This window comes from Massilia consociata (assembly GCF_042432755.1).
Classification (GTDB): Bacteria; Pseudomonadota; Gammaproteobacteria; order Burkholderiales; family Burkholderiaceae_D; genus Telluria; species Telluria consociata.
Map to the genome: position 1 here is coordinate 578,452 of NZ_JBHLWP010000009.1, position 22,352 is coordinate 600,803.

Below are 22,352 nucleotides of genomic sequence, written 5' to 3' on the forward strand. Positions count from 1 at the left end.
CTTGTTGTCAGGTGAGCAGGATGCCATCTTGGGCGAACTTGCGGCGCGCGCCAATCAGCCGCGGCCCGCCCTCGCAGGACCGGGCCGTCACGTGCTGCGGCTACCTTGTCCTTCTGTCATTCCGGGCATGGCGATTGCAGCCCAAGTGTCGCAATTTCGCCTCAGGCGCTCAAAGTTTCCATGTGGAAAGGATATACTGGCATCCACGCGCCGAAGCGCATCCCTTACCCGCAGCTAGCGCACCAACCGCCACACATCTTGAACACCACCCTTGCCTCGACCGATGCGCTTGCGCAGCTTGCGGAAGAAAACGCGGCCCTGATCGACAACGCCCTCGACCTGCTGGTCGTGCTCGACCCGGCCGGACGTATCCTGCGCGCGAATGCCGCGGCGCGCGCACTGCTCGGCTACGAGCCGGACCAGTTGGTCGGCCAGCACTACAATGCAATCGTCCACCCGGACCAGCATGACGAGGCCCTCACCATCGAACACAGCCTGCACCGCGAGCATCCGGAACGGGCGAACGTGCGCATGCGCCTGCGGCACCGGGACGGTCGTGTCGTGCTGATGTCGGTTGCGGCGCGCTGGTCCGGGGTCCACGGGCGCATGTTCCTGACGGCGCGCGACATCACCGAGCAGGAGCGCGCGCGCGAAGGCCTGGAGCGCTCGGAAGCGGCCCTCAACAGCATGCTCGAGAGTATTGGCGACGCCTTCTTCGCCATCGACAGCGGCTGGCGCCTGACCTACGCCAACCAGAAGGCCGGCGATTTCGTCGGCGTGACCGCCGCCGCCGCGATCGGCCACCCGCTGCTGGAGATCGCGCCCGACCTGCGGCATTCGTCCTCGCTGCCGCGCTACCAGCGCGCCATGGAGACGCGCCAGCCGGATGCCTTCGAAGTGTTCTGGGAGCCGCGCCAGGTCTGGATCGAGGTCCGCGTGTATCCCAACGGCGACGGCATCTCGGTGTACTTCCATGAGATTACGGCCAAGCGCGAAGCCGAACAGGCGCTACGCAAGAGCGAACAGCGTTTCCGCAAGCTGTTCAACCAGGCGGGCGACGCCATCATGATCGTCGACAGCAAGATGGACATCGTCTCGGTCAACGACCGGGCTTGCGCGCGCTTCGGCTATCGCTACGACGAATTCGTCGGCATGCAGGCGGCCGACGTGTGCCTGGGGCGCGAGCAGGCGCGCGAACTGCTGCCCGGGCTGCGCGCCGGGCATTCGCAGTTGCTGCGCATGCAAAAGCGGTGCAAGGACGGCTCGACCTTCCCGGCGGAAGTGCAGATCTCGCGCTTCGACGACGACGGCGAGGAATTCTTCCTGGCCGTGATCCGCGACCTGAGCGACCGCGAACAAGCCGAGCGCCAGCTGCGCGAGAGCGAGCAACGCTTCCGCGAAGTGATCGAGATGACTCCGGCTGGCTACCTCCTGGCCGGCCGCGACGGCGCCCTCGAAGACGCGAACCCGGCGCTGTGCGCGCTGTCGGGCTACCCGCGCGAGATGCTGCTGGCGCTGCGCCTGGAGCAGCTGTTCGTCTCCTTCCCCTGGGCCAGCCTGCAGGACCCCGACGGCCCCACCGCCGTTCAGGGAATGGAGGCGGTGCTGCGCCACCGCAACGGCTACCAGATCCACGTCCTGTTCAACGGCAGCATCCGGCGCGACGCCGCCGGCCGGGTGCTGTCGCTGACCGGCCTGATGGCCGACATCACGGGGCGCAAGGCGGCCGAGAGCCGCCTGCAGGAGCTGGCGACCCACGACACCCTGACCGGGCTGCCGAACCGGGCGCTGCTCGGCGAGCGCGTGCAGCAGATGCTCGACGCCTGCCCGCATGGCGGCGCGATCGCAGTGATGTTCCTCGACCTCGACCGCTTCAAGGAGGTCAACGACTCGTTCGGCCACGAGATGGGCGACGTGCTGCTGTGCGAGGTCGCGGCGCGCCTGCGCCGCGTGATCCGTCCGAGCGACGTCATTGCCCGCCTCGGTGGCGACGAATTCGTGGTGGTCGCCTACTGCGCCAACGGGCAGGCCGCGGCCGCGCGCATCGCCGACAAGCTGCTCGAGGTGCTGACGGCGCCGGTGACGGTGGGCGGGATCGACGTGATCGCCGGCGCCTCGATCGGCATCAGCATGTATCCGCAGGATGCGCAGACCCGCGAAATGCTGTTCCAGACCGCCGACACCGCCATGTATCGCGCCAAGGGCGCGGGACGCAACCGCTACCGCTTCTTCGAGGCGGAAATGACGGTCGCCACCCAGGTGCGCATGGCGCTCGAGGTGTCGCTGCGCCCGGCGCTGGCGCGCGGCGAGTTCGAGCTGCACTACCAGCCGCGCATCGACCTGGCCGACATGGCCCTGTACGGGATGGAGGCGCTGATCCGCTGGAACCACCCCGAACGGGGCCGCGTCCCGCCGCAGCAGTTCATCGGCATTGCCGAGGAAACCGGCCTGATCGTGGCGATCGGACGCTGGGTCCTGCTCGAAGCCTGCACCCAGACCCGGCGCCTGATGGACGCGTACCGGCGCCAGGTCGTGGTGTCGGTCAACGTCTCGGCACGCCAGCTCGCCCTGCCCGGCTTCGTCGACGAGGTGCGCGAGGTGCTGGCGCGCACCGGCCTGCCGCCCGGCTGCCTGGAGCTGGAACTGACCGAGAGCGCCCTGATCGAGGACATCGAGCGCACCGCCTCGATGCTGCGCGAACTGAAGCGCCTGGGCGTCGCGCTGGCGGTGGACGACTTCGGCACCGGTTACTCGGGCCTGGCCTACCTGCGGCGCTTCCCGATCGACGTGCTCAAGCTGGACCGCTCGTTCGTGCAGCAGCACGACGAGGACGTCTCCACCCTGGGTTTCGTGAAAGCCTTCGTGGACATGGCGCACGCGCTGGACCTGGCAGTGGTCGCGGAAGGCGTCGAAACCGCCGAGATCCTGGAATTCCTGCGCGCCGCCAGGTGCGACCAGGCCCAGGGCTACTACCTGGCGCGGCCGATGCCGCTGGACGACTTGCGCGGAGTGATCGAGGCGCACGGGGCGCCACGGCTGCAGAACAGCTAGCGTCCCCGGGCGCCGCGGCAGCCGCGCCTGCCTCCGAATCGGCTCTTACGTCTGGCGCGAACGCCGCGCACCGATGGCGCCTGCCATCACCAGTCCAGCCAGGACGATTCCCATGGAACCCGGCTCGGGTACCGCGGCTTGGGCGACAAGGCTGTCCAGCCGCGCCGACATCATGACGTAATGCCTATTCGACGGGTTCGTCCAGCTCATGTGGATGCCGCTTTGGGGGAAGGCGGCGAGGCTCAGGACCGAGGGGATCGTGAGGCTTTCCAAGGCAGTTGCCGACTGATCCATGAAGGTCAGGGAAGCGTTGTTGCCGCTATTGGCAAAGAAGGACACCGCATCGTAGCCCCAGATGCCGTTTTCTACCGAGATACCATTGGTCGTGAAGGCATACTGCAGGTCCTTGCCTGTAAAACTGAACTGGACCGAACCCGGGCTCATGAACCAGCCGGTGCTCCATTCGCTGGCTTTCGCCGCATCGTCGAACGACAGCCGGCCCGTGAGCTTGTCCTCGAGACGGATCGATATACCCGGGCTCCAGCTTTCCAGCGGATTAGGATAGGTGTACGTCGTGGCATCGCCGAGCCAGGTGACGCTGGCCGTAAAGTCGTAGGTCTGGACGGCGGCCTGCGCAGTTCCGAATGCGGCGAACCCCAGGGTCAACGCGACAAGCTTGTTTTTCATCGTTTCCTCATTAAGTATTTACAAAGTAATTGTATTTGAACATTGCAATTAATAAAACTTATTTGTGAAAAGGATGACAACACAGCGTTGCCGGACGGCGCATTGCATCCACCCGTACTGGCCTCTGACGGCGAGCAGGCAGGTGTGCCATGCCGATGCCGCCGAAACCGTCGCTTTCACGCCAGCGCACGAGCCGCTGGGGGAAGTCCGCATGGCCCCCGCCGCGAATCGTTGTACGATGTGGCCCTCACATGTTTGCGTGGATGGGCAATGAAACCTGCAATCGCGGTCCTGGGCGCGGTCTGGTCGGACGAAGTGCTGGCTCGACTTGACGAGCAATTTAATTGTCACAAGCTGGCGCGCATGCCGGCAGCGCAGCGCGCGCGCTTCATGGAAACTGATGCCGGGGCCGTGCGGGCGATCCTCACCACCGGCACCGTCGGCATCGATGCCGCGCTCGCGGCCGCTTTCCCCGCGCTCGAGATCGTCTCCGTGCACGGCGCCGGTCTCGACGCGGTCGACCTCGACGGCCTTGCCGCGCGCGGGATCGTGGTCACCAATACGCCCGACGTCCTCACCGACGACGTTGCCGACTTCGCCGTGGGCCTGCTGCTGGCGGCGGTGCGCCGCATTCCCCTGCTCGACCAGTATGTGCGCGCCGGCCACTGGGTGGAGAAGCGCCCGCTCCTTCCCGCGCGCAGCCTGACCGGCAAGGTGGCCGGCATCTACGGGTATGGGCGTATCGGGCAGGCGGTCGGCATGCGCCTGCGCGCCTTCGGCATGCACCTGCGCTACTACCAGCGCAGCGCCGGCCCCGAACCGGCAATGCGGGCAGCGTCCCTGTTGGAGCTGGCGCAGCAGAGCGACGTGCTGGTGGCCTGCACGCCCGGCGGCGCGCAGACGCGCCACGCGCTGGACGCGGCGGTGCTGGCCGCCCTCGGGCCGCAGGGCACCGTGGTCAACATCGCGCGCGGCTCGGTGGTGGACGCGCGGGCGCTGGCCGAGCTTCTGGCCACGGGACGGCTCGGGGCGGCGGCGCTCGACGTGTTCGAAGAAGAACCGGACGTGCCGGCCGCCCTGCTCGCGCTGGACAACGTGGTGCTGACCCCGCATGTCGGCAGTTTCACGGTGGAGGCAAGGCGGGCGATGGCGGAGCTGGCGGTGGCCAATCTTTCGGCCTGGTTCGGCGGCAAGCCGCCGCTCACGCCGGTAGCCCATCCCGCTTGAGGGGAGCCTGGCCGATGCCGATGACGGTCGACAGGCACATGCTGGAAGACGCGCGCCGCTTCAACCGCAAGCTGGCGCTGGCGCCCCGCTTTGGCGTGGGGCAGCGTTTTACCCGCCTCATGCCCGTGCTGGGCCAATCGCTGCTGCGCCTGACCCAGATCGGCGCCGATGCCCGGCTGCGCCGGGCCGGTATCGTCATCGAGCGCCGTGACGCCAAGGGCGGCGATGCATCAGTCCCGGTGCGAATCCTGCGTCCCGGCAATACCGCTGCCGGCGCTGTCCGTGGCGTCGTGCTCGACTTCCACGGTGGCGGCTGGGTGATCGGCAACCCGGAAATGAACGACGCCCTCAATACCGCGATCGTGAAGGAATGCGGCGTCGCCGTGGTATCGGTCGACTACCGCCTCGCCACGCATGCCCCCGTCGCGGCCCTGATGGACGATTGCCTGCTTGCCGCACGCTGGCTGCTGGACGGGGGCCTGCCCGGATATGCCGGGCTGCCCGTGGTGGTGGTGGGCGAATCGGCGGGCGCCCACCTGGCCGCCGCCACCCTGCTGCGGCTCAAGGCATGGCCGGCGCTGCTGGAACGGATCGCGGGCACGGTGCTCTGGTACGGGGTGTACGACCTGGCCGGGAGCGCGAGCGTGCGCGCCGCCGGGCGCGCCACCCTGGTGCTCGACGGCCCGCGCCTGCTGCCCGCCCTGCGCATGCTCACGCCCGGGCTGGACGACGCGACGCGCCGCCAGGCGCCGCTGTCGCCGCTATTCGGCCAGCTGGACGGGATGCCCCCGGCACTGATGTTCACCGGCACGCACGATCCGCTGCGCGACGACACCCTGGCGCTGGCCCGGCGTTGGCAGGCGGCCGCCGATGTCGAGCTCAACGACCTGCCCGAAGCACCGCACGGCTTCATCCACTTTCCGACCGCGATGGCACGCGCCGCCTGCGGCCATGCCCACGGCTGGATCCGGGCACGGGTGGCGCAGGCCGCCGCGCTTGCCGTCCGCTTGCCACGCCACCGGCCGCACCGGCGCACCGGCTGAGGCGCCGGCGGCCCCGCTCAGGTAACCAGGCCAGCCGGCGCGGGCTGGCGCGTGAAGGTCGGCCCGTCGGTCGACGGCCTGTCCCCGTCCCACACCAGCCGGTCGATGCACATGCGGCGGCCCGTCATCGCGGTGTCCCAGGCGTGATACACGATCCAGTCCTGGCTGCCGTCCGGCGAGGTGGTGAAGGAGTTGTGGCCGGGCCCGATGACCTGCCCTGGCCGCGAGCGCATGAGCAGTGCCTCCTGGCTGCCCTCGGGACGCCGGTACGGCCCCAGCGGGTGCTCCGCGATAACGTAGCTGACGCCGTAGTTCTCCTTCTCCCATGCGCCGCCGCTGTAGAAGCAGTAGTACTTGCCGCCGTGTACCAGCACGGAAGCGCCTTCCACCGTGTGCCAGTCGTACACCGCGTCGTACATCGTCCGCCCCTTCTTGAACAGGTGCCAGTCGGCGTGCGGACGCGCCACCGTGCGCGGCTCGCCTGCCAGCCGGTCCATGGCCGGCAGGCGGTCGACCACGATGCCGGTGCCGATGCGGTGGTCGTCTTCGAATTCGAGGAAGTCGACGCAGTAGTACAGGTACCACTGGCCGTCCGTGTCGCGGAACGGATGGGCGTCGATCGAGAACGGCTGGTCCGGGACGAGCAGCACGCCGCAGTCCTGGAACGGCCCGATCGGGTCGTTCGAGACCGCCACGCGCAGCTTGTGGGTCTTGCCTTCGAAATCGCCGCGCGAGTAGTACATCCAGAACTTGCCCTCGCTGTAGGCGACTTCCGGCGCCCAGTAGTGCTCGCCGCCCGGCTCCAGCAGGGCGTAGCCGGCGCGGTGCCAGTCGACCATGTCGTTCGACACCAGCACCGGGAAGCGCCCCCCGCCGGGCCCCTCCGGCGCGGTTCCGTAGGCGTAATACCGCCCCTCGTGCCGCAGCACGAAGGGGTCGGCCATGATCTCCGGATAGACCGGGTTGCAGTAGGTTTTCTGCATGGTTCCTCCTACCTTTCCTGATGCCGTTTCCTCCGTACCTTACATCTGGTAGCGCAGGCTCAGTCCGTAAGTGGTCGGCGAATAGCGGATGTCGCGCGGGCGGATCGGGTCGCCCAGGTAGCTCTCGTAGCGTTCCTTAGTCAGGTTGATCGCGTCGAAGTTCAGCGACAGGTTGGGCGTGAGCGCATAGCCGATGCTCAGGTCGACATAGGTCGAGGCCTTGACGATGCGGTCCTGGCCGAAGCGCGGCTCGGCGATCTGCTCGACATACTTGCCGCGGCGGGTGGCCGCCAGGCGCCCGGTCCAGCCGCCGTATTCGTACAGCAGCGCGAAATTGAAGTTCTGGCGGGCCACGCCGACCAGAGCGGTCGTGGTGTAGGTGCCGCTGTCGAAGGCGGTGCGGGTCTGGTTTTCGCCGTCGATCCAGGTGTAGTTGAATTGCGTGCCCAGGCCGCTCCAGGCGCCCGGCAGGAAGTCGAAGAACTTCTGGATGCCGAACTCGGCGCCGCGCAGCTTGCCCTTGCCCGAATTCTGCGGACGCGTCACGCGGTAGGTCTGGCCGTTGATGCTTTCGGCCTGCTCGAAGGTCTGCAGGTAGCCGTCGATATCGCGGTGAAACAGCGCGATCTGGGCGTAGCCGTTGTTCTGGAAGTAGTACTCGAGGGTCGCGTCGCTGTTGATCGACTCGGTCGGCGACAGGCCCGGGTTGCCCGCGGAGCCGGTGCCAGGCGCGTTCACGGTCGGCGGAATCAGGGACAGGGCAGGATTGAGCTGGGAAAACTCGGGCCGCGTAATGGTCTTGCCGACGCTCAGGTGCGACTGCAGGCGGTCGGTCCAGCTCACCACGGCCGATACATTCGGCAGGAAGTCGGTCCCGTCGCTGTCCTCGCTGATCGGGGTGACGATGTCGCCGATGCGGCGGTTGCCTTCCAGCTTGCGCTCGACCTTGACGAGGCGCCCGCCGACATTGCCGGTCACGCCGACCGTGCCCAGCGCGGCCTTCCAGCGCGCGCCCAGGTGCAGGGTCGCGGTGCGCTCGCGCTGCTCGAACAGGCGCATCGGGTCGTCCGGCACGCGGCCGGCCGGCTGGCCGTAAAAGGCGCGCACCGCATCGGCGTTGTGGATCAGGAAGTCGCGCGACGGCGTGTACCACGGGCCTCCCAGGCGGTCCAGGCCGGGCGAGAGCATCTGGAAATCCCGTCCGAAGGCGGCGACCGGCGACGGGCGCACGCTGCCCGCCGGCAGGTCGCTGGCGCGCTCGCCGCTATGGAAGCTGACGTCGCGGGTAGACAGGCGCACGCCCCCGGTCAGCGCCGTGACGAAGCCGTCGCCGCCCAGGCGGTACACGGCGTCGGTACGGAACTGGGCCTGCTTGCCGCGCGACTCCGCCCAGTTCTGCACCATGCCGCGCAGGACGAATTCGTTCGGATTGCGCAGCGGGTTGGCGCTGGTGCGCGAGGTGACGGCGTTGTAGCCGCCATGGCCGTCGCGCCCATGGGTGTAGACCGCCGAGCTTGCACCGGGGATCTGCTGGTCGACGATCACGGTATCGTTGATGACGTCCGAACGCGTGAAGGCCAGGTTGCTGTCCACCGAGAGCCTGCCTTCGCGGTACTTCAGGCCGAAGTTCGCGAAGTGGGTGTCGGTGCGCTCCTTGACGCCCCAGGTGCTGGTAGCAGTGTACGGATCCCAGTCGTAGGGTCCGCCGAACTGCGCGGCCGGGGTGGTGGCCGACTGGATCGGGCAGACCACGCCCTGCGGCGTGTTGCAGTACGCTCCTTGCGGCGCCAGCACCACGTCCCGCAGGCGCGGCGCCCAGGTGGCGATGTTCAGGATGTAGTCGACTTCGCTGCGGCCGCGGTAATTGGTGCCCAGGTACTGGGCGGTGAACTCGGTGGCCGGGTTGATCTTCCACTGGAAGGCCGCCTGCACGCTGCCGCGTTCGCGGTCGCCCGCGTTGTAGATGCCGCCGATGTTCGGCAGTTCGCCCAGGCGATCCCCGGGGCGCAGCGGCGCGACCGGCTGGTCGTCGTTCAGCCGCGTGGCGGTGCCGTCGGGGCTGACCGAGAAGATGCGGTCGGGCCGGTCCACCCACTGCACCGGCATGGCCCAGTCGTTCCTGTTGTAGGCGACACCGACCAGCACGCCCACCTCGCCGACGTCGGTCTGCCAGCGGTTGCTGAGCAGCACCCCGCCGCCGGGATTGTTCTTTGCCTTGCTCGCCTCGCTGCCCTCGACGTCGCTGCGGCGGTTTTCGAGGTAACCGGTGGCGGTGTAGCCCTTGAAATCGAAGGGCGCGCGCAGGCGCACGTTGACCGCGCCGGCGATGCCGCCCTCGAGCTGGGTGGCGGTGGCCGACTTGTACACGTCCAGGCCGGCGATCGACTGCACCGGCAGGTCCTGGTAGGACAGGCGGCGCCCGGTACCGGTGACGATCTCGTTGCCCTCGATGGTGGTGGCCACGTCCGGCAGGCCGCGGATGATGACGTTGCTGGTCTCGCCCAGGTTGCGCCCCACCTGCACGCCGGCGACGCGCTGCAGCGCGTCGCCGGCCGAGCGGTCGGGGAACTTCCCGATGTCGTCGGCATTGATCGAGTCCACCACCTGTTCGGCGTCGCGCTTGATCTGTTCGGCCGAACGGATGCTGCTGCGCAGGCCGGTCACCTGCACCGTGGCGACGCCGCCGCCGGCCGGCGCCGGGGCCGCCGCGGCCGCGGGTCCGGCGCTGGCGCGGGCGGCTTCTTCGGCCGTGGGCTGGGCGGCGGCCTCGGCGCCTTGCGTAGCGGATTGCGCGCTGGCGAAGCCGATGTGGGCGCAGAGCAGCATGGCGGCGGCGCAGACCGGCCGGACTTGGAAGGTGGTCATCGAGGGTCTCCTGGGGTTCGGCGGCAATGCCAGCGCACGCGGCGCCAGGGCATCGCGGACGGGCTTGCCAATCGTTGAAATCCTTATTAGTCATAATTTATGACCAATATGACAAAACTTATCCGAAATCGGTCCGCCATGTCGCACTCGTGGCGAGCTCGGCAATGGTCAGGAAGGCCTGTACGGACCCACGGAATCGCGCTCCACCAGAGGGCAATCCATCTTCATGCTGGTACGCCGGAGCACGCCGCCGTTGACCTGGGCAATCAGGTTTTCGGCCGCCCAGCGTCCCATTTCGTAGTTTGGCAACAACACTGTCGTCAAGGGCGGCTGGGTGTAGCGCGCGATATCCTGGTCGTCGTAACCCACCACGGACACGTGTTCGGGCACGGACAGTCCGTGTTCGCGTACCGCCTCGAGAGCGCCGACGGCCATCAGGTCGTTGGCGCAGAACAGCGCCGTCGGCGGCTGCGCCAAGCTCAGGAGCCCCAGAGCATGGGCGTGGCCGCTGCTGACCTGCCAGTCGCCCTCGCGCACCAGTTGCGGGTCGAACGGGATGTCGCGCGTCGACAGGGCCTGGCGGTAGCCCTTCAGGCGTTCGGCCGCCGCTTCGATCCAGCCTTCACCGTTGATGAAGCCGATGCGGCGGTGCCCCGCCTCCAGCAGGCGCATGGTCGCGGCATAGCCGCCCAGCACCTCGCTCGGCACCACCGACGAGCACTGCCGCTCGCGGCGATCCTTCGTATAGCAGTTCAGCAGGACGGTCGGCACCTGCGCCAGGGCGGCGGGCACCGTGACGGTGCGCGTGAAGATCGTCGCGTACACCACGCCCAGCAGCGCCGGGCTGGCCAGCAGCCGCGCCAGCACCGCGCCCTCGTAGTCCGGATCGTTGCGGGTGGCGAACACCGACAGCAGGCAGTCGTGCTCCCACGCCCCGTCGCGGGCGCCGTCGATGGTCAGCATCGCGTGCGGGCTGGTGGAGAGCTCGTCGGTGAGATAGACGATCAGGTTGCGCTCCTGCGCGGGCCAGGCGTGGCCATGCCGCTCGACCGGGTAACCCAGCTCGTGCGCGATGCGCAGCACCTTCTTCCTGGTCTCGGCAGAGACCTTGGCGCCGCTCATGTGGTTGATCACCAGCGACACCGTCGATTGCGACACGCCGGCCAGCTTGGCGATGTCGGTCATGGTCGGCCGCTTGCTGCGCCCGCCTCCTCCGGCCGTGCTCACCGGCTCACTCCGGCGGCAGCAGGTGCGGCGCGATGTGCTGCGAAATGCGCGGCAGCGCGGCGCCGTCGGCGTCGAACAGGTGGCCGTGGCCGGGCTCGAACGCGAGCAGCACCCGGTCGCCCGCCCTTGGCCCGGGCTCGTCGGCGCGGCACTTGAGCGCGACCATGTCCGCCACGCCGTCGGCATGGACGTGGACGATGGTGGCGTCGCCCAGGTATTCGACCAGCGCCACGGTGGCCGGGATGCCCCCCTCCTGCGCGCCGGCGCCCGCCAGGCGCAGGTGCTCGGGACGCACGCCCAGCGTCACGGGCGCCCCGGGCGCGGCGCGCGCGGCGTCCGCCGCCACCTGGACCTGGGCGCCGCCGGCCAGGCGCACGTGCACCGCATTGCCCTCTTCCCCGGCAAGCCTTCCCGGCAGGAAGTTCATGCGCGGCGAACCGAGGAAGCCGGCCACGAACAGGTTGGCGGGCCGTTCGTAGAGCGCGAGCGGCGTGCCGGCCTGCTCGATGCGGCCGGCGTTCAGGACCACGATCTTCTGCCCCAGGGTCATCGCCTCGACCTGGTCGTGGGTCACGTAGATCATGGTGGCGCCCAGATCACGGTGCAGGCGCGCCAGCTCGACCCTGGTCTGGCCGCGCAGTGCGGCGTCGAGGTTGGACAGGGGTTCGTCGAACAGGAACACCTCGGGCTTGCGCACGATGGCGCGGCCGATCGCCACGCGCTGGCGCTGGCCCCCGGACAAGGCCTTGGGGCGGCGCTCGAGCAGGTGCCCGATCTGCAGGATCTCCGCCGCGCGCGCGACGCGTTCGGCGATCTCGGCGCGCGGCACGCCGGCCAGCTTGAGCGCAAAGCCCATGTTCTCCGCCACCGTCATGTGCGGGTACAGCGCATAGCTCTGGAATACCATCGCGATGCCGCGCTTGGCCGGTTCGACGTGGGTGCAGTCCCGGCCGCCGATCTCGACCGTGCCGGTGGTGACATCCTCCAGCCCGGCGACGATACGCAACAGGGTCGATTTGCCGCAGCCCGAGGGGCCGACCAGCACCACGAACTCGCCGTCCGCGATGTCGAGGTCGACTCCCTTGATCACCAGGTTGTTGTCGTACTGTTTCGTGATGCCTTGCAGGCGCACAGATGCCATGGAGTCTCCGTTATTGTTCTTGGACGTGCTATCGGCCCGATCAGCCTTTCAGGCCGGTCGCCGCCAGGAAGCCGTGCGTGACGCGGCGCTGGAACAGCACATAGGCCAGCGCCACCGGCAGCGCGCCGAGCAGGGCCGCCGCCATCAACTGGGCGTAGCGCACGCCAAAGGCGTCGTAGGTCTGCGTCAGTCCCAGCGGGATCGTCATCATGTCGTTCGAGGTGACGATGATGAAGGGCCACAGGAAGTTGTTCCACGCGCCGATGAAGGTCACGATCGCCATCGCCCACACGATGTTTCCCGACACCGGCAGGTAGACGCTCCACAGGATGCGCAGCGGGCCGGCGCCGTCCATCACCGCGGCCTCGCGGAAGTCGGCCGGGACGGCGTCGAAGAACTGCTTGAACACGTAGATGACCACCGGCGCCACCACCTGCGGCAGCACGATGCCGGCGTAGCTGTTGATCAGGCCGAGCTGGTTCATCATCCGGAACAGCGGCACCAGCAACGCCTCGAACGGCACCAGGAAGGCCAGCATCGTGATCCCGAACACCAGGGTGCGCCCGCGGAAGCGCAACTGGGAGAACGCGTAGGCCGCCATCAGGCTCAGCGCCATCGTCGCCAAGGTCACCAGCAGCGCCACCAGCGCGCTGTTGAACAGCCAGCGCCCGACGTTGCCGGCCGCGAGCACCTTGGCGAAGGCTTCCAGGGTCCAGTCCTGCGGCAGCCAGTGGAACACGGCCGACACGGTCTCGTGCTCGGGGCGCAAGGCGGTGCTCAGGGCCCACAGCAGCGGCGCCACCCACATCGCCGCCAGCAGCACGGCAGCCGCCGCGCCGATCACGGTCCAGGCCAGGTTCGATCGCGCTTTCATCCGTTCCTCCGGCCCAGCCAGCGCACCAGAGCGGCCTGGGCCAGCGAGAGCGCGATCACGATCGCGACGAAGGCCATCGCGATGGCGGCGGCGTAGCCGGCGTCGCTCTGGGTGAAGGCGGTCTCGTACATGTAGTGCAGGGTCACGCGCGTGGTGTTGAAGGGCCCGCCGGTGGTCAGGATGTAGGTCTGTCCGAACACCTTCATCGAGGCGATCAGCTGCAGCACCAGCGCCATGCCGACCACCGGCCGCAGGGCCGGCCAGGTGATGGCCCGGAACAGCGTGAAGCCGCGCGCCCCGTCCAGGCTTGCGGCCTCGTACAGGTCGGCCGGGATGTTGCGCAACCCGGCCAGGAACATCAGCATGTTGAAGCCGACGGTCCACCAGATGGTACCGATCGCCACCATCGGCATGGCCCAGGTGAGGTCGGCCAGCCAGGCGCGCTGCATCCCGAGCACGTAGTTGACGACGCCGGACGAGGGCTGCAGCATCCAGTCCGCGATCAGGGTCATCACCGAGATCGGCAGCACGTAGGGCAGGAAGAAGGCGCCCTGCAGCCAGCTGCCGGCGCGCGTGAAGCGGTTCACCAGCAGGGCCATGACCAGGCCGAGCGCCGTCAGCGGGACCACGGTCAGCAGGGCGAAGTAGAAGGTGTTGCCGACCGCCGCCCAGAACGACGGGTCCTGCACCAGCGTCGCGTAGTTGTCGATGCCGACGAAGGCGTTGGTGCGCGTCAGGCTGCTCTCCGTGAGGCTCATGTAGAAGGTGTCGAGCGCCGGCAGCAGGAAGAACAACAGGAAGGCCAGCGCGAACGGTGCCAGCAGCAAGGCGGCGGGCAGCGTGTCGCCGCGTTTCACGAGGGTGTCGGTTGCCGGCATGCGGTCCTTTCAGTAGCGCGGCGCGCGCTTGCGGATCATGCGCGCCGCCTCGGTCTCGAACATCCGCAGCGCCTGCGCCGGGGTCAGTTGGGACGACAGCGCGGCCGGCAGGTACTTCGAGGCCATCGCTTCGAGCGGGCCGGCGGCGCCCATGTACCAGGCATCCGGATCGTAGATGACGTGGCGCGGCACGTCCGCATACAGGCGGTTCGGCATCAGGGTCTGGACGGCGGGCGATTCGGCCACCGGGCGGTAAGCGAGCACGTGGCCGCCCTCGGCCCAGCCGAAGGAGTTCCTGCTCACGAAGGCGATGAAGCGCAGCACGGCGCGCGCCTTCTGCGGCGACAGCGGCCGGCCCTCGTTGGCGGGAATCGCGAACGCATGCGAATCGGCCCAGACGCTGTCGTTGCCGTACATGCGCGGCAGCGGCACGATGCCGTACTCGAAGCCGAGGGTGCCGCGTTGGGTGGCGCGCACCATCTCGGGCACTTCCCAGACGCCGTTGATCATGAAACCGGCATTCCCGCCCATGAACTGGCTGGTCGATGCAGGATAATCCAGGCCGGGCTGGGCATAGCCCTGCCGGAACCAGTGGCTGACCCGCGCCAGCGAGTCCACACCGGCGGGACCGTAGGCAAAGCGACCGTTCTCGATCAGTGGCGCGTTGCGCTGGGCCAGCATCGAAATCCACAGGCGCCAGATCGCATACGAACTCTGGCTGCTCTCCATCGTCATGCCGGGCCGGCCGGTGGCCTGGCGTACGGCGCGAAACGCATTCGTCAGCGCGTCGATGCCTTCGATCGGTTTCAACTGTCCCGTTTCGTCCAGCAGGCCGGCATGGCCGACCAGGGTCTTGTTGTAGTACAGGACCAGCGGATGCAGGTCGAGCGGGACCGCGTAGGTACGGCCGCCGTGCTGCGCCTTCTGCCACTGGCGCGGGTAGAAGTCTGCAGGGTCCAGGCCGGCCTCGCGCAACTCGGCGGGCGCGATCGGGCGCAGCACCCCGCCGCCGGCGAGGTTGGTCATGCGCGACAGGTGCACGGTGGCGATGTCCGGGCCGGCGCCGACGACCGAGGAGGTGATCAGCTTGGTGTAGAACGGCTCGCCCCACTTGAGGGTGGTGCTGACGACGCGCACCTCGCGCTGGCTCGCATTGAAGCGTTCGACCAGCGCCGCCATGCGCGCGCCGTCGCCGCCGCTGAGCAGCGTCCACATCCGGACTTCGACCTGCGCGAGGGCAAGCGCGGGGGTGCACAGCACGGCGCACAGTGCAGTCGCGCGCATCGCGCCGGCAAGGCGGGCCAATGTTGGGGCCAAACCTGTCTCCTGGGTTATGTTGTCTTGATGCCTGGTTTTATAAATTAATACTAGCAAATAATTATTATCCGGGGGTGTCCTGATGGCATTCGTGCCGCCGGGGTAGAATCGTCCCTTTTGCGACCGGCGCGGATTGACGACGGGCCGGCGCGGACGGTGTCGATATGTGGATGGGTGTGCTGTGCGGCCTGCTGGCCGGTGCGTTGTGGGGCATGGTGTTCGTCGTGCCGGAACTCCTGCGTGCGTTCTCGCCGCTGGAACTGGCGGTCGGCCGTTACGTGGCCTATGGTGCGATGGCCTTCGTCCTGTTGCTGCCGCGCCTGAAAACCCTGTCCGCCACCCTGGTTCCCAGCGACCATGCGGCACTGCTGCGCCACGCCCTGGCCGGAAACATCGTGTACTACATGCTGCTTGCGGCCGGGGTGAAGCTGGCCGGCGTGGCCCCGACCTCGCTGATCGTGGGGATGCTGCCGGTGGTCGTCACCCTCCTGGGACGCAACGACCACGGCGCGGTGCCGCTGCGCCGGCTGGCCCTGCCGCTGCTGCTGGTCGGGCTTGGTATCGCCTGCATCAACGTCGACACCTTTGTCCATGCCGGCGCGGCCCGGCCTGCGGGGTCAATCGCACTGGGCGTGCTGTGCGCCACGGGCGCACTGCTGTGCTGGAGCTGGTATGCGCTGGACAACGCGCGCTACCTCAAGCGCAACCCGCAGTTCTCGAGCGCGCAATGGTCGGCGCTGTACGGAATGGCCACCGGCCTGATCGCCCTGCTGATCGGGCTTGCTGCTTTGGCCTGGACCTGGGCCTGGAACTGGATGGGCGCCGGAGCCGGCGGGCCTGCCGCCGCTCCCGCCCGCGACTGGACCCTGTTCTGGACCTGCAATGCCCTGCTGGCGCTGGGTGCGTCTGTGATCGGCAACCAGCTCTGGAACGTGGCCAGCCGACGGGTGCCGGTCACGCTGTCGGGCCAGCTGATCCTGTTCGAAACCCTGTTCGCCCTCCTCTACGGCTTCGTGTACCGCGGCCACGGCCCGCGCGCCCTCGAACTGGCTGCGATCGTCCTGCTGGTGGCGGGCGTGACCTGGTCGGTCCGGCTGCACGCCGCGCCGGCCGCCCCACGCGCGCCTGCGCCGCAGTCAGCGCGCGAGCCGCTCGACACTGACCCGCTCGAACGTGACCGCGTGGCCGGCGCCGCCCATCGCCACCAGGCCTAGCTTCGCGCCGCTCCCGAGCTTGTGGGTCCAGGTGCCGCCCCGGACCCATGCCTTGCCGTCCTGCTTCGACCAGGCGGTGTAGCGCTCCTCGCCGCCGCCGTCGCGCAGGATGTCGATCCTGAGCGTGGTCCACTCGCCCGGCGTGCCGACCACCGTGTTGCCATAGCGCGGATAGCCCCTCGGCACGGGGCCCAGTTCCTTGCCGAACTCGACCTGCCGCAGTCCCTGGTATGCCAACTCCACCAGCTTGACGTAGTTGTCGTCGTCGCGCATGACCACGATCCCCGCCTGCACCGGCAGCGCGCAGCAGTCGAGCGGCGCATCCAGGCGGATGCGCGCCTCGACGCGCAGGTCGCCGTCCGGCAGCGCTGCCGCCAGGACCGCCGCGTTGTTGGTGTCGACGTGGAGGTCGGCCTGGCGCGTCGCCATGCGCAGCCCCGGCTGGTTCGTCGCCCAGCTGCCGGCCGCTTCCGGCCGAACCCAGCGCCAGCGCGGATCGAGCCTGCCGCCGTCGAAACGTTCGGTCCACAGCGGTGTGGTGACCGGCGCAGTGGAGGGCGGCACAGCGGGGCCCGGAAGCGCGCCGGTGCGCAGCGGTTCCCTGCTGGTGGCCGGGCGCGGCTGCGCGCTGTCGGACGGTCCCTTGCCGCTGTTGATGACGGGCCAGCCGTCCACCCAGTCGATCCGGTCGAGCAGCAGCGGGCGGCGCGTGAGCTTGTCCTTGACGCTGAAATAGCCGTTGTTGCGGTCGACCGCGTGATAGAAGGTCCACCACTGTCCGGCTTCGTCCTGGAACACGGTGTTGTGCCCGGCGCCGACCCAGCGGTTGCCGTTCTGCTGCAGCACCGGCGTCCCGCCGGCGCGCGCCGCCGCCATGTCGTTGCCGTCCCGGTCCAGGAAGGGGCCTTCGGGACTGGCCGCACGGCCGACATACAGCGCATAACCGGTGAGCGGGCCCCGGCAGCAATCGGTGGCCGAGGCAAACAGGTACCAGTGCTCGCCATGCCTGACCACTTCCGCGCCTTCGTAGCGGCCGCTCGCGGCGATGCGCACCGGATCGCCCTCAACCCGCAGGCCGTCCTGCGACAGGCGCTGCACGAACATGCCGCCGCCGTAGCTGCCGTAGTACAGGAAGCGGTCCCCCTGGCTGTCCTCGACCACGTCGGGATCGAAGGTCCAATGGAAGTTGCAGCCTGCCCCCGCACGGCGCGGGGGCACCACCAGTTGCGCGGCCGGCGTCCACGGGCCGGCGGGCGAGGCGCTGGTAGCCACCCCGATGCCGCTATCCGACGCGCAGCCCTTCTCCGGGCTATGGGCGTCGGCCACGTCGGTGATCGTGAAATACAGGTAGTAGCTGCCGTTCTGGTAGACCGGTTCCGGCGCCCACAGGCCGGCCCGGGGCCCGGCCAGGCCGGCCGGCAGCCGGTCGAAGGCGTCGCGCACGAAATACCAGTTGACCAGGTCCACCGATCGGTACACCGGCATCATCCGGAACTTCCAGCCCTTGCCGTCGCGCTCCTTGCGGCTCACCGGGTCCGTCGTGCAATACATGTACCAGACAGTGGGCGCCGATGTGCGGTCGCGCAGCAGCGCCGGGTCGGCGCAGCTTTCGGCCAGGCTGCCGTCGGCCAGGCGCAGCGGCACGGGATTGGTATAGGTGGCCACAGCGCTGCCGCCGCCGGCAGCGGCGCTCGCCGTGCACGCCAGCAGCAAGGCCGCCAGCCCAGGTCGTAGTGCTCGGGTCATCCGCTCTCCTCGAAGATTGCATCGTTGCGGCCGCCACGAGGCGGCAAGCATCTAGTTGCCGTAAAGATAATCCAAAACGGCAACGTTGCGGCGCACGCGTGGCGCCGGCCTCATGGCAGGAGCGTTGTAGCGGCGCCCCACTTTTGTTCATTTTTTCTTTGTTAAGGTTATAGAGCTATTTCCTAATGTCACTACCTGCTAGACTTCCGGACTGCATCTCCAGCGCAATTGAAGTTGCCCGATTAGAACAAAAACAGGATGCCGCCCCATGCAGGGCGTGCAACGAAAAAAACCAGGGAGCTGTTTCTGATGAAAGCAAAGCAGGGCCGGCCGGCGCGGAAGTTGCTGGCCGTCGCAGTATCGGGTATGTCGTGGAGCCTGGTGCAGGCACAGGACCTGCCCTCCACCACGATCGAGGAGAACGCCGTGCCGGAGGTCGTGGTCACGGCCCAGCGCACCGCCACGCTGGCGTCGCGCACGCCGGTCGCGATGAGCGTCCTAAGCGGCGAAGCGCTGCGCGATATCGGCGCCGACAACCCTGTCTCGCTCGGCCCGCGCCTGCCGAACGTCCACGTGGACCAGGCCTTCTCGGGCCTGCGCGTGACCATCCGCGGCATCAGCAACAACGACACCACCGACAAGGGCGATCCGTCGGCCGCCTTCATGGTCGACGGCGTGTACATCGCGCGCCCGGCTGGTCAGACCGCGAATTTCCTCGATGTCGAGCGCATCGAAGTGCTGCGTGGCCCGCAGGGCACGCTGTACGGCCGTAATACCACCGCCGGCCTGGTCAACGTGATGTCGAACGCGCCGACCGCGCAGCTGGAAGGCCGGGTTGCCGTCGAAGCCGGCACCTATGGCAACCGCAAGCTCGAGGGCGTGGTCAACGTCCCGGTCGGGGATGCGCTGGCCTTGCGCGCAGCCGTCAGCCAGCGCCGCCAGGACCCGTTCCTGAAAAACGGCCAGGGGACTTCCCTCCGTCCCGGCATGGACCGCGACGACCGCGACGCGCGCCTGAGCGCGAAGCTGGCCCTGGGCCGCGACGCGTCGCTGCTGGTGCGCTACGACCACAGCGCAGCCGCGGGCAACAACGACCGCTTCGTCCCCGACACCAACTTCTACACCGGCATCGCGACGGGCGCGCCGGTGTGGCGCGCCGGCACGACCGAGGAGCGTCTGAGCAACCGCTTCCGCCCGGCGAACATCGCGCCGGTGCAGGGCATGCAGGACCGCCGCGCGCGCGGGCTGTCCGCCGACCTGAGCTGGAACCTGGGGCCGGCCACCCTCTATTACCTGGGTTCGCACCGCCGGCTCGACCAGGAGATGGTCAACAACTACTACTACCGTATCTCGCCGGCGATCGCGCTCGGCGTGATCAACACCTACGATGGCGCCAACCGCCAGGATTCGCACGAGCTGCGCATCGCCACCAACGGGGGCGGGCCGCTCAGCGCCCAGGGCGGCCTGTACTATTTTACGGAGGAGTCCGACACCGCGTATGCGTTCCAGGGCCTGCGCCCGGTCGGCCTGCCGCCGTACTATGCCTTCCCGCTGGTGACCGATGCGCGCAGCAAGGCCGTGTTCGGCCAGCTGACCTGGCGCGTGCGCGACGACCTGCGCCTGACAGCCGGCGCACGCCGCACCCAGGACCGGAAGGAACGCGTGGGCTCGACGGACTTCCAGCAGGGTCCGGTGTTCAATCCGGCCACCGACCGCCGCCTGCTGAACGCGGCCGCCCTGGCAACCTCGCGCACTACCTGGCGCCTCGGCATCGAAGGCGACCTGGCACCGGGTACCCTGGCCTATGCCAGCCTGGCGACCGGCTACAAGGCCGGCGCCTTCAACGACGGCTGCGTGGCCGGTACCAGCGCGCGCGGCATCCCCTGCCCCGCGGCCGTGGCCGTCACGCCCGAGTTCCTGTACTACCAGCCGGAAGAGCTGCGCGCCTGGGAAGCGGGCCTGAAGTCGCGCCTGCTGGGCGGGAGGATGAGCGTCAATGCCGCGCTCTTCCACTACGACTATACCAACCTGCAGCTGACGGGCAACGCGATCGTCGCCGGGGCGCCGCGCCTGCTGACCCGCAATGCTGGGGCCGCCCGCAGCCGCGGTGTCGAACTCGACGGCGAGCTGCGCGTGGGCGGCGGGGGGCGCCTGAACTACGGCCTCACCCTGCTCGACGCGCGCTACGTGACCTATGCGCCGGCGCCCGGCGCGAACTGGGCGGGCCGCGAGCTCGACCGCGCGCCGAGCCACGTGTTCAACCTCGGCTATGTGCAGCGCTTCGCCGCGGCCGGCGGCCAGTTGGCCGCAGGCGTGTTCGTACGCGCCAGCGCCGGCTACGTGCTGACCGTGCCGAGCCAGCAGCTGGCCTACGGCGTGCCTTCGCACACCAGCACCGACGCGACCCTGAGCTACCAGCCGCTGGGCGCGAACTGGAGCCTGCTGGCGCGCGTGCGCAACCTCGAGGACAAGGTGCGGCCGACGATCATCGACAGCTTCGGCATGACCACGCCGTCCGCGCCGCGTACCGCCGACCTGCGCCTCGATGTGCGTTTCTGAGAGCCCGGCTTGCGGCGTGCGCAGCACAGGCATGCCGGCAAAGCGCGTCGCCGCCACGCTCGCACCTGACCGCCCGGCCCCGGCCGGGCATCCGCTCCACCACTGAACCCTGTCCGCACCCGCTGTCCACCCTTCCCGAGGAGGTTGTATGAATCGCGATGCCATCCACCCGCAGCTCCCGTCGCTGCGCGCCGACCCGGCAGCCGACGACACGGTCGCCCGCATCCTCGGGGGCGCGTGCGGCCCCCATGCGCTGGCCGAGCGCATCGCCGCGGTCAACCGCGAGATCGTGCGCTGGGAAACCAATGGCGGCCTGCGTTCCTGGCAAGCCGGTGCGGATACCGACCCCCGCATCGCGACGGCCTTGCAGGACTACCTGGCGCAATGCCGGTCGCTCCCGGGCTGGGCCGACCCGATGAAGATGGCGCGCGCCGAGGCGCTGTTCATGGACATGAGCATGCTGTCCTGCACACTGCTGTTCTGTGCCAGCCTGCCGGAATGCTACGTGCTGCCGGACCTGTCGGCCGTGCTCCACGCTGCCGGCCAGCTCGAACAGCACACCGACTACCGCATCCGCTCGACCGCCGCCATGATCTTCCCGGTGATGCTACGCGGCGGCCTGGGCACGCCGGAAGGCGGCGGCGTGGCGCAGGCACTCAAGGTGCGACTGATCCACGCTACCATCCGCCACCTGGTGCTGCGCGGCGCGCCGCCGGCTGCGGGAGCGGGGCTGGCGCCGGCCGCGCTGCCGCCGCTGGCCCCGGCGGGCGGCGGCATGTACCACGCGCTGTACGCCCACGGGTGGGACAGCACGCGCGACGGCCTTCCCTGCAACCAGGAAGAGCTGGCCTATACCCTGCTCACCTTCAGCTACGTGTTCCTGCGCGGCCTGCGCCGGCTCGGCCTGGGCCTGCCGCGCGCCGACGAGGAGGCCTATCTGCACGCCTGGAACGTCCTCGGCCACGTGCTCGGCATCGAGCATGGGTTGATGGCCTGGACGATGGAAGACGCCGAGGCGCGCTTCGCCGGCATCCAGGCCCGCGGCCGCGCCCGCGGGCGCCGGCCCGACCCGCGCCCGGCCCTGGCGGCGGCACTGATGCGAACCATGGAGGAGCAGATCCCGGTGCGTCTGCTGAAGCCCTTCCCGGTCCTGCTTACCCGCCTGCTGTGCGGTCCCGCAGCCAGCGCCGACCTGGGCCTGACTGCGCGCGTGGCACTGGTGCCGCGCCTGCTGTTCGCGGGCGGCTTCGCGGCCATACGCGCCTTCGACACGGCGGTGCGCCTGTTCGTGCCGGGTTTTGCGATCAGCCGCATGCTCACCCGCGTAGCCGGCTACCGGCTCGTGACACGCTTCCTGCTCGACCAGACCCGCCCCCTTCGCCTGCCCGACGCCCTGCTCGGCCAGGTCGACGACGCGGCGCGGGCATGGCGCCATGACCCGCAGGCGCCGCGCTGGCTGAACGGCATCGAGGCGCGCCTGGCCGGACATCCCGCCGGGCCTGCCGCCGGCCACAACGCATGAGCCTTTGCACGGACCGAT

The 22,352-nt window shown here is 69.0% G+C and carries 15 protein-coding genes; 6 read left to right on the forward strand and 9 right to left on the reverse strand.

Annotated elements, in window-relative coordinates:
• The first annotated feature begins 258 nt into the window (after nt 1-258).
• Nucleotides 259-3,051, forward strand: a complete 2,793-nt coding sequence (locus tag ACFFJK_RS09630; RefSeq protein ID WP_379678891.1) for a sensor domain-containing protein — start codon at nt 259-261, stop codon at nt 3,049-3,051.
• A gap of 45 nt (nt 3,052-3,096) precedes the next feature.
• Here ACFFJK_RS09630 and ACFFJK_RS09635 read toward each other — a convergent pair whose 3' ends face one another.
• The gene (locus tag ACFFJK_RS09635) at nt 3,097-3,738 is read right to left on the reverse strand and encodes a PEP-CTERM sorting domain-containing protein (RefSeq protein ID WP_379678892.1); all 642 of its coding nucleotides are present in this window, start codon (nt 3,736-3,738) and stop codon (nt 3,097-3,099) included.
• A gap of 270 nt (nt 3,739-4,008) precedes the next feature.
• On the opposite strand from ACFFJK_RS09635, the gene ACFFJK_RS09640 reads away from it, so the two are divergent.
• Both ACFFJK_RS09640 and ACFFJK_RS09645 read left to right on the forward strand, forming a co-directional pair.
• The gene (locus ACFFJK_RS09640) at nt 4,009-4,965 is read left to right on the forward strand and encodes a 2-hydroxyacid dehydrogenase (RefSeq protein WP_379678893.1); all 957 of its coding nucleotides are present in this window, start codon (nt 4,009-4,011) and stop codon (nt 4,963-4,965) included.
• Between the two features lie 14 nt (nt 4,966-4,979).
• Nucleotides 4,980-6,008, forward strand: coding sequence for an alpha/beta hydrolase (locus tag ACFFJK_RS09645; protein ID WP_379678894.1), 1,029 nt, complete (start codon nt 4,980-4,982; stop codon nt 6,006-6,008).
• A gap of 17 nt (nt 6,009-6,025) precedes the next feature.
• Here the strand turns inward: ACFFJK_RS09645 and ACFFJK_RS09650 are convergent, their stop codons facing one another.
• From ACFFJK_RS09650 to ACFFJK_RS09680, 7 genes are all read right to left on the reverse strand, one after another.
• On the reverse strand, nt 6,026-6,991 hold the full coding sequence (locus ACFFJK_RS09650; protein WP_379678895.1) for a glycoside hydrolase family 43 protein: 966 nt from the start codon (nt 6,989-6,991) through the stop codon (nt 6,026-6,028).
• Nucleotides 6,992-7,030: 39 nt separating this feature from the next.
• Nucleotides 7,031-9,856: a TonB-dependent receptor gene (locus ACFFJK_RS09655; protein WP_379678896.1), complete on the reverse strand. Its 2,826-nt coding sequence runs from the start codon at nt 9,854-9,856 to the stop codon at nt 7,031-7,033.
• A 168-nt stretch (nt 9,857-10,024) separates the two neighbouring features.
• Nucleotides 10,025-11,041, reverse strand: coding sequence for a LacI family DNA-binding transcriptional regulator (locus tag ACFFJK_RS09660; protein ID WP_379679006.1), 1,017 nt, complete (start codon nt 11,039-11,041; stop codon nt 10,025-10,027).
• Between the two features lie 46 nt (nt 11,042-11,087).
• On the reverse strand, nt 11,088-12,224 hold the full coding sequence (locus tag ACFFJK_RS09665; protein ID WP_379678897.1) for an ABC transporter ATP-binding protein: 1,137 nt from the start codon (nt 12,222-12,224) through the stop codon (nt 11,088-11,090).
• Nucleotides 12,225-12,264: 40 nt separating this feature from the next.
• Complete coding sequence (locus ACFFJK_RS09670; protein WP_379678898.1) at nt 12,265-13,098, reverse strand: carbohydrate ABC transporter permease; 834 nt, start codon at nt 13,096-13,098, stop codon at nt 12,265-12,267.
• Nucleotides 13,095-13,976: a carbohydrate ABC transporter permease gene (locus ACFFJK_RS09675; RefSeq protein ID WP_379678899.1), complete on the reverse strand. Its 882-nt coding sequence runs from the start codon at nt 13,974-13,976 to the stop codon at nt 13,095-13,097. The genes ACFFJK_RS09670 and ACFFJK_RS09675 overlap by 4 nt, the downstream gene beginning before the upstream one ends.
• Nucleotides 13,977-13,985: 9 nt before the next feature.
• Complete coding sequence (locus tag ACFFJK_RS09680) at nt 13,986-15,293, reverse strand: extracellular solute-binding protein (protein WP_379678900.1); 1,308 nt, start codon at nt 15,291-15,293, stop codon at nt 13,986-13,988.
• A gap of 164 nt (nt 15,294-15,457) precedes the next feature.
• On the opposite strand from ACFFJK_RS09680, the gene ACFFJK_RS09685 reads away from it, so the two are divergent.
• A complete protein-coding gene (locus ACFFJK_RS09685) occupies nt 15,458-16,507 on the forward strand; it encodes a DMT family transporter (RefSeq protein ID WP_379678901.1) in 1,050 nt (349 codons plus the stop codon).
• On the opposite strand, the gene ACFFJK_RS09690 is transcribed toward ACFFJK_RS09685, so the two are convergent.
• Nucleotides 16,430-18,253, reverse strand: a complete 1,824-nt coding sequence (locus ACFFJK_RS09690; protein ID WP_379678902.1) for a glycoside hydrolase family 43 protein — start codon at nt 18,251-18,253, stop codon at nt 16,430-16,432. The genes ACFFJK_RS09685 and ACFFJK_RS09690 overlap by 78 nt on opposite strands.
• A 309-nt stretch (nt 18,254-18,562) precedes the next feature.
• On the opposite strand from ACFFJK_RS09690, the gene ACFFJK_RS09695 reads away from it, so the two are divergent.
• Nucleotides 18,563-20,812, forward strand: a complete 2,250-nt coding sequence (locus ACFFJK_RS09695; RefSeq protein ID WP_379678903.1) for a TonB-dependent receptor — start codon at nt 18,563-18,565, stop codon at nt 20,810-20,812.
• Between the two features lie 148 nt (nt 20,813-20,960).
• The gene (locus tag ACFFJK_RS09700) at nt 20,961-22,334 is read left to right on the forward strand and encodes an oxygenase MpaB family protein (RefSeq protein ID WP_379678904.1); all 1,374 of its coding nucleotides are present in this window, start codon (nt 20,961-20,963) and stop codon (nt 22,332-22,334) included.
• Nucleotides 22,335-22,352 lie beyond the last annotated feature (18 nt).

Excerpts from the sequence above, each read along its gene's own strand:
- ACFFJK_RS09650 (WP_379678895.1), bottom strand. The coding sequence starts at position 6,991 with ATGCAGAAAACCTACTGCAACCCGGTCTATCCGGAGATCATGGCCGAC.
- ACFFJK_RS09675 (WP_379678899.1), bottom strand. The coding sequence starts at position 13,976 with ATGCCGGCAACCGACACCCTCGTGAAACGCGGCGACACGCTGCCCGCC.
- ACFFJK_RS09660 (WP_379679006.1), bottom strand. The coding sequence starts at position 11,041 with ATGACCGACATCGCCAAGCTGGCCGGCGTGTCGCAATCGACGGTGTCG.
- ACFFJK_RS09700 (WP_379678904.1), top strand. The coding sequence starts at position 20,961 with ATGAATCGCGATGCCATCCACCCGCAGCTCCCGTCGCTGCGCGCCGAC.
- ACFFJK_RS09655 (WP_379678896.1), bottom strand. The coding sequence starts at position 9,856 with ATGACCACCTTCCAAGTCCGGCCGGTCTGCGCCGCCGCCATGCTGCTC.
- ACFFJK_RS09640 (WP_379678893.1), top strand. The coding sequence starts at position 4,009 with ATGAAACCTGCAATCGCGGTCCTGGGCGCGGTCTGGTCGGACGAAGTG.
- ACFFJK_RS09685 (WP_379678901.1), top strand. The coding sequence starts at position 15,458 with ATGTGGATGGGTGTGCTGTGCGGCCTGCTGGCCGGTGCGTTGTGGGGC.
- ACFFJK_RS09670 (WP_379678898.1), bottom strand. The coding sequence starts at position 13,098 with ATGAAAGCGCGATCGAACCTGGCCTGGACCGTGATCGGCGCGGCGGCT.
- ACFFJK_RS09695 (WP_379678903.1), top strand. The coding sequence starts at position 18,563 with ATGAAAGCAAAGCAGGGCCGGCCGGCGCGGAAGTTGCTGGCCGTCGCA.
- ACFFJK_RS09665 (WP_379678897.1), bottom strand. The coding sequence starts at position 12,224 with ATGGCATCTGTGCGCCTGCAAGGCATCACGAAACAGTACGACAACAAC.
- ACFFJK_RS09645 (WP_379678894.1), top strand. The coding sequence starts at position 4,980 with ATGCCGATGACGGTCGACAGGCACATGCTGGAAGACGCGCGCCGCTTC.
- ACFFJK_RS09635 (WP_379678892.1), bottom strand. The coding sequence starts at position 3,738 with ATGAAAAACAAGCTTGTCGCGTTGACCCTGGGGTTCGCCGCATTCGGA.
- ACFFJK_RS09690 (WP_379678902.1), bottom strand. The coding sequence starts at position 18,253 with ATGACCCGAGCACTACGACCTGGGCTGGCGGCCTTGCTGCTGGCGTGC.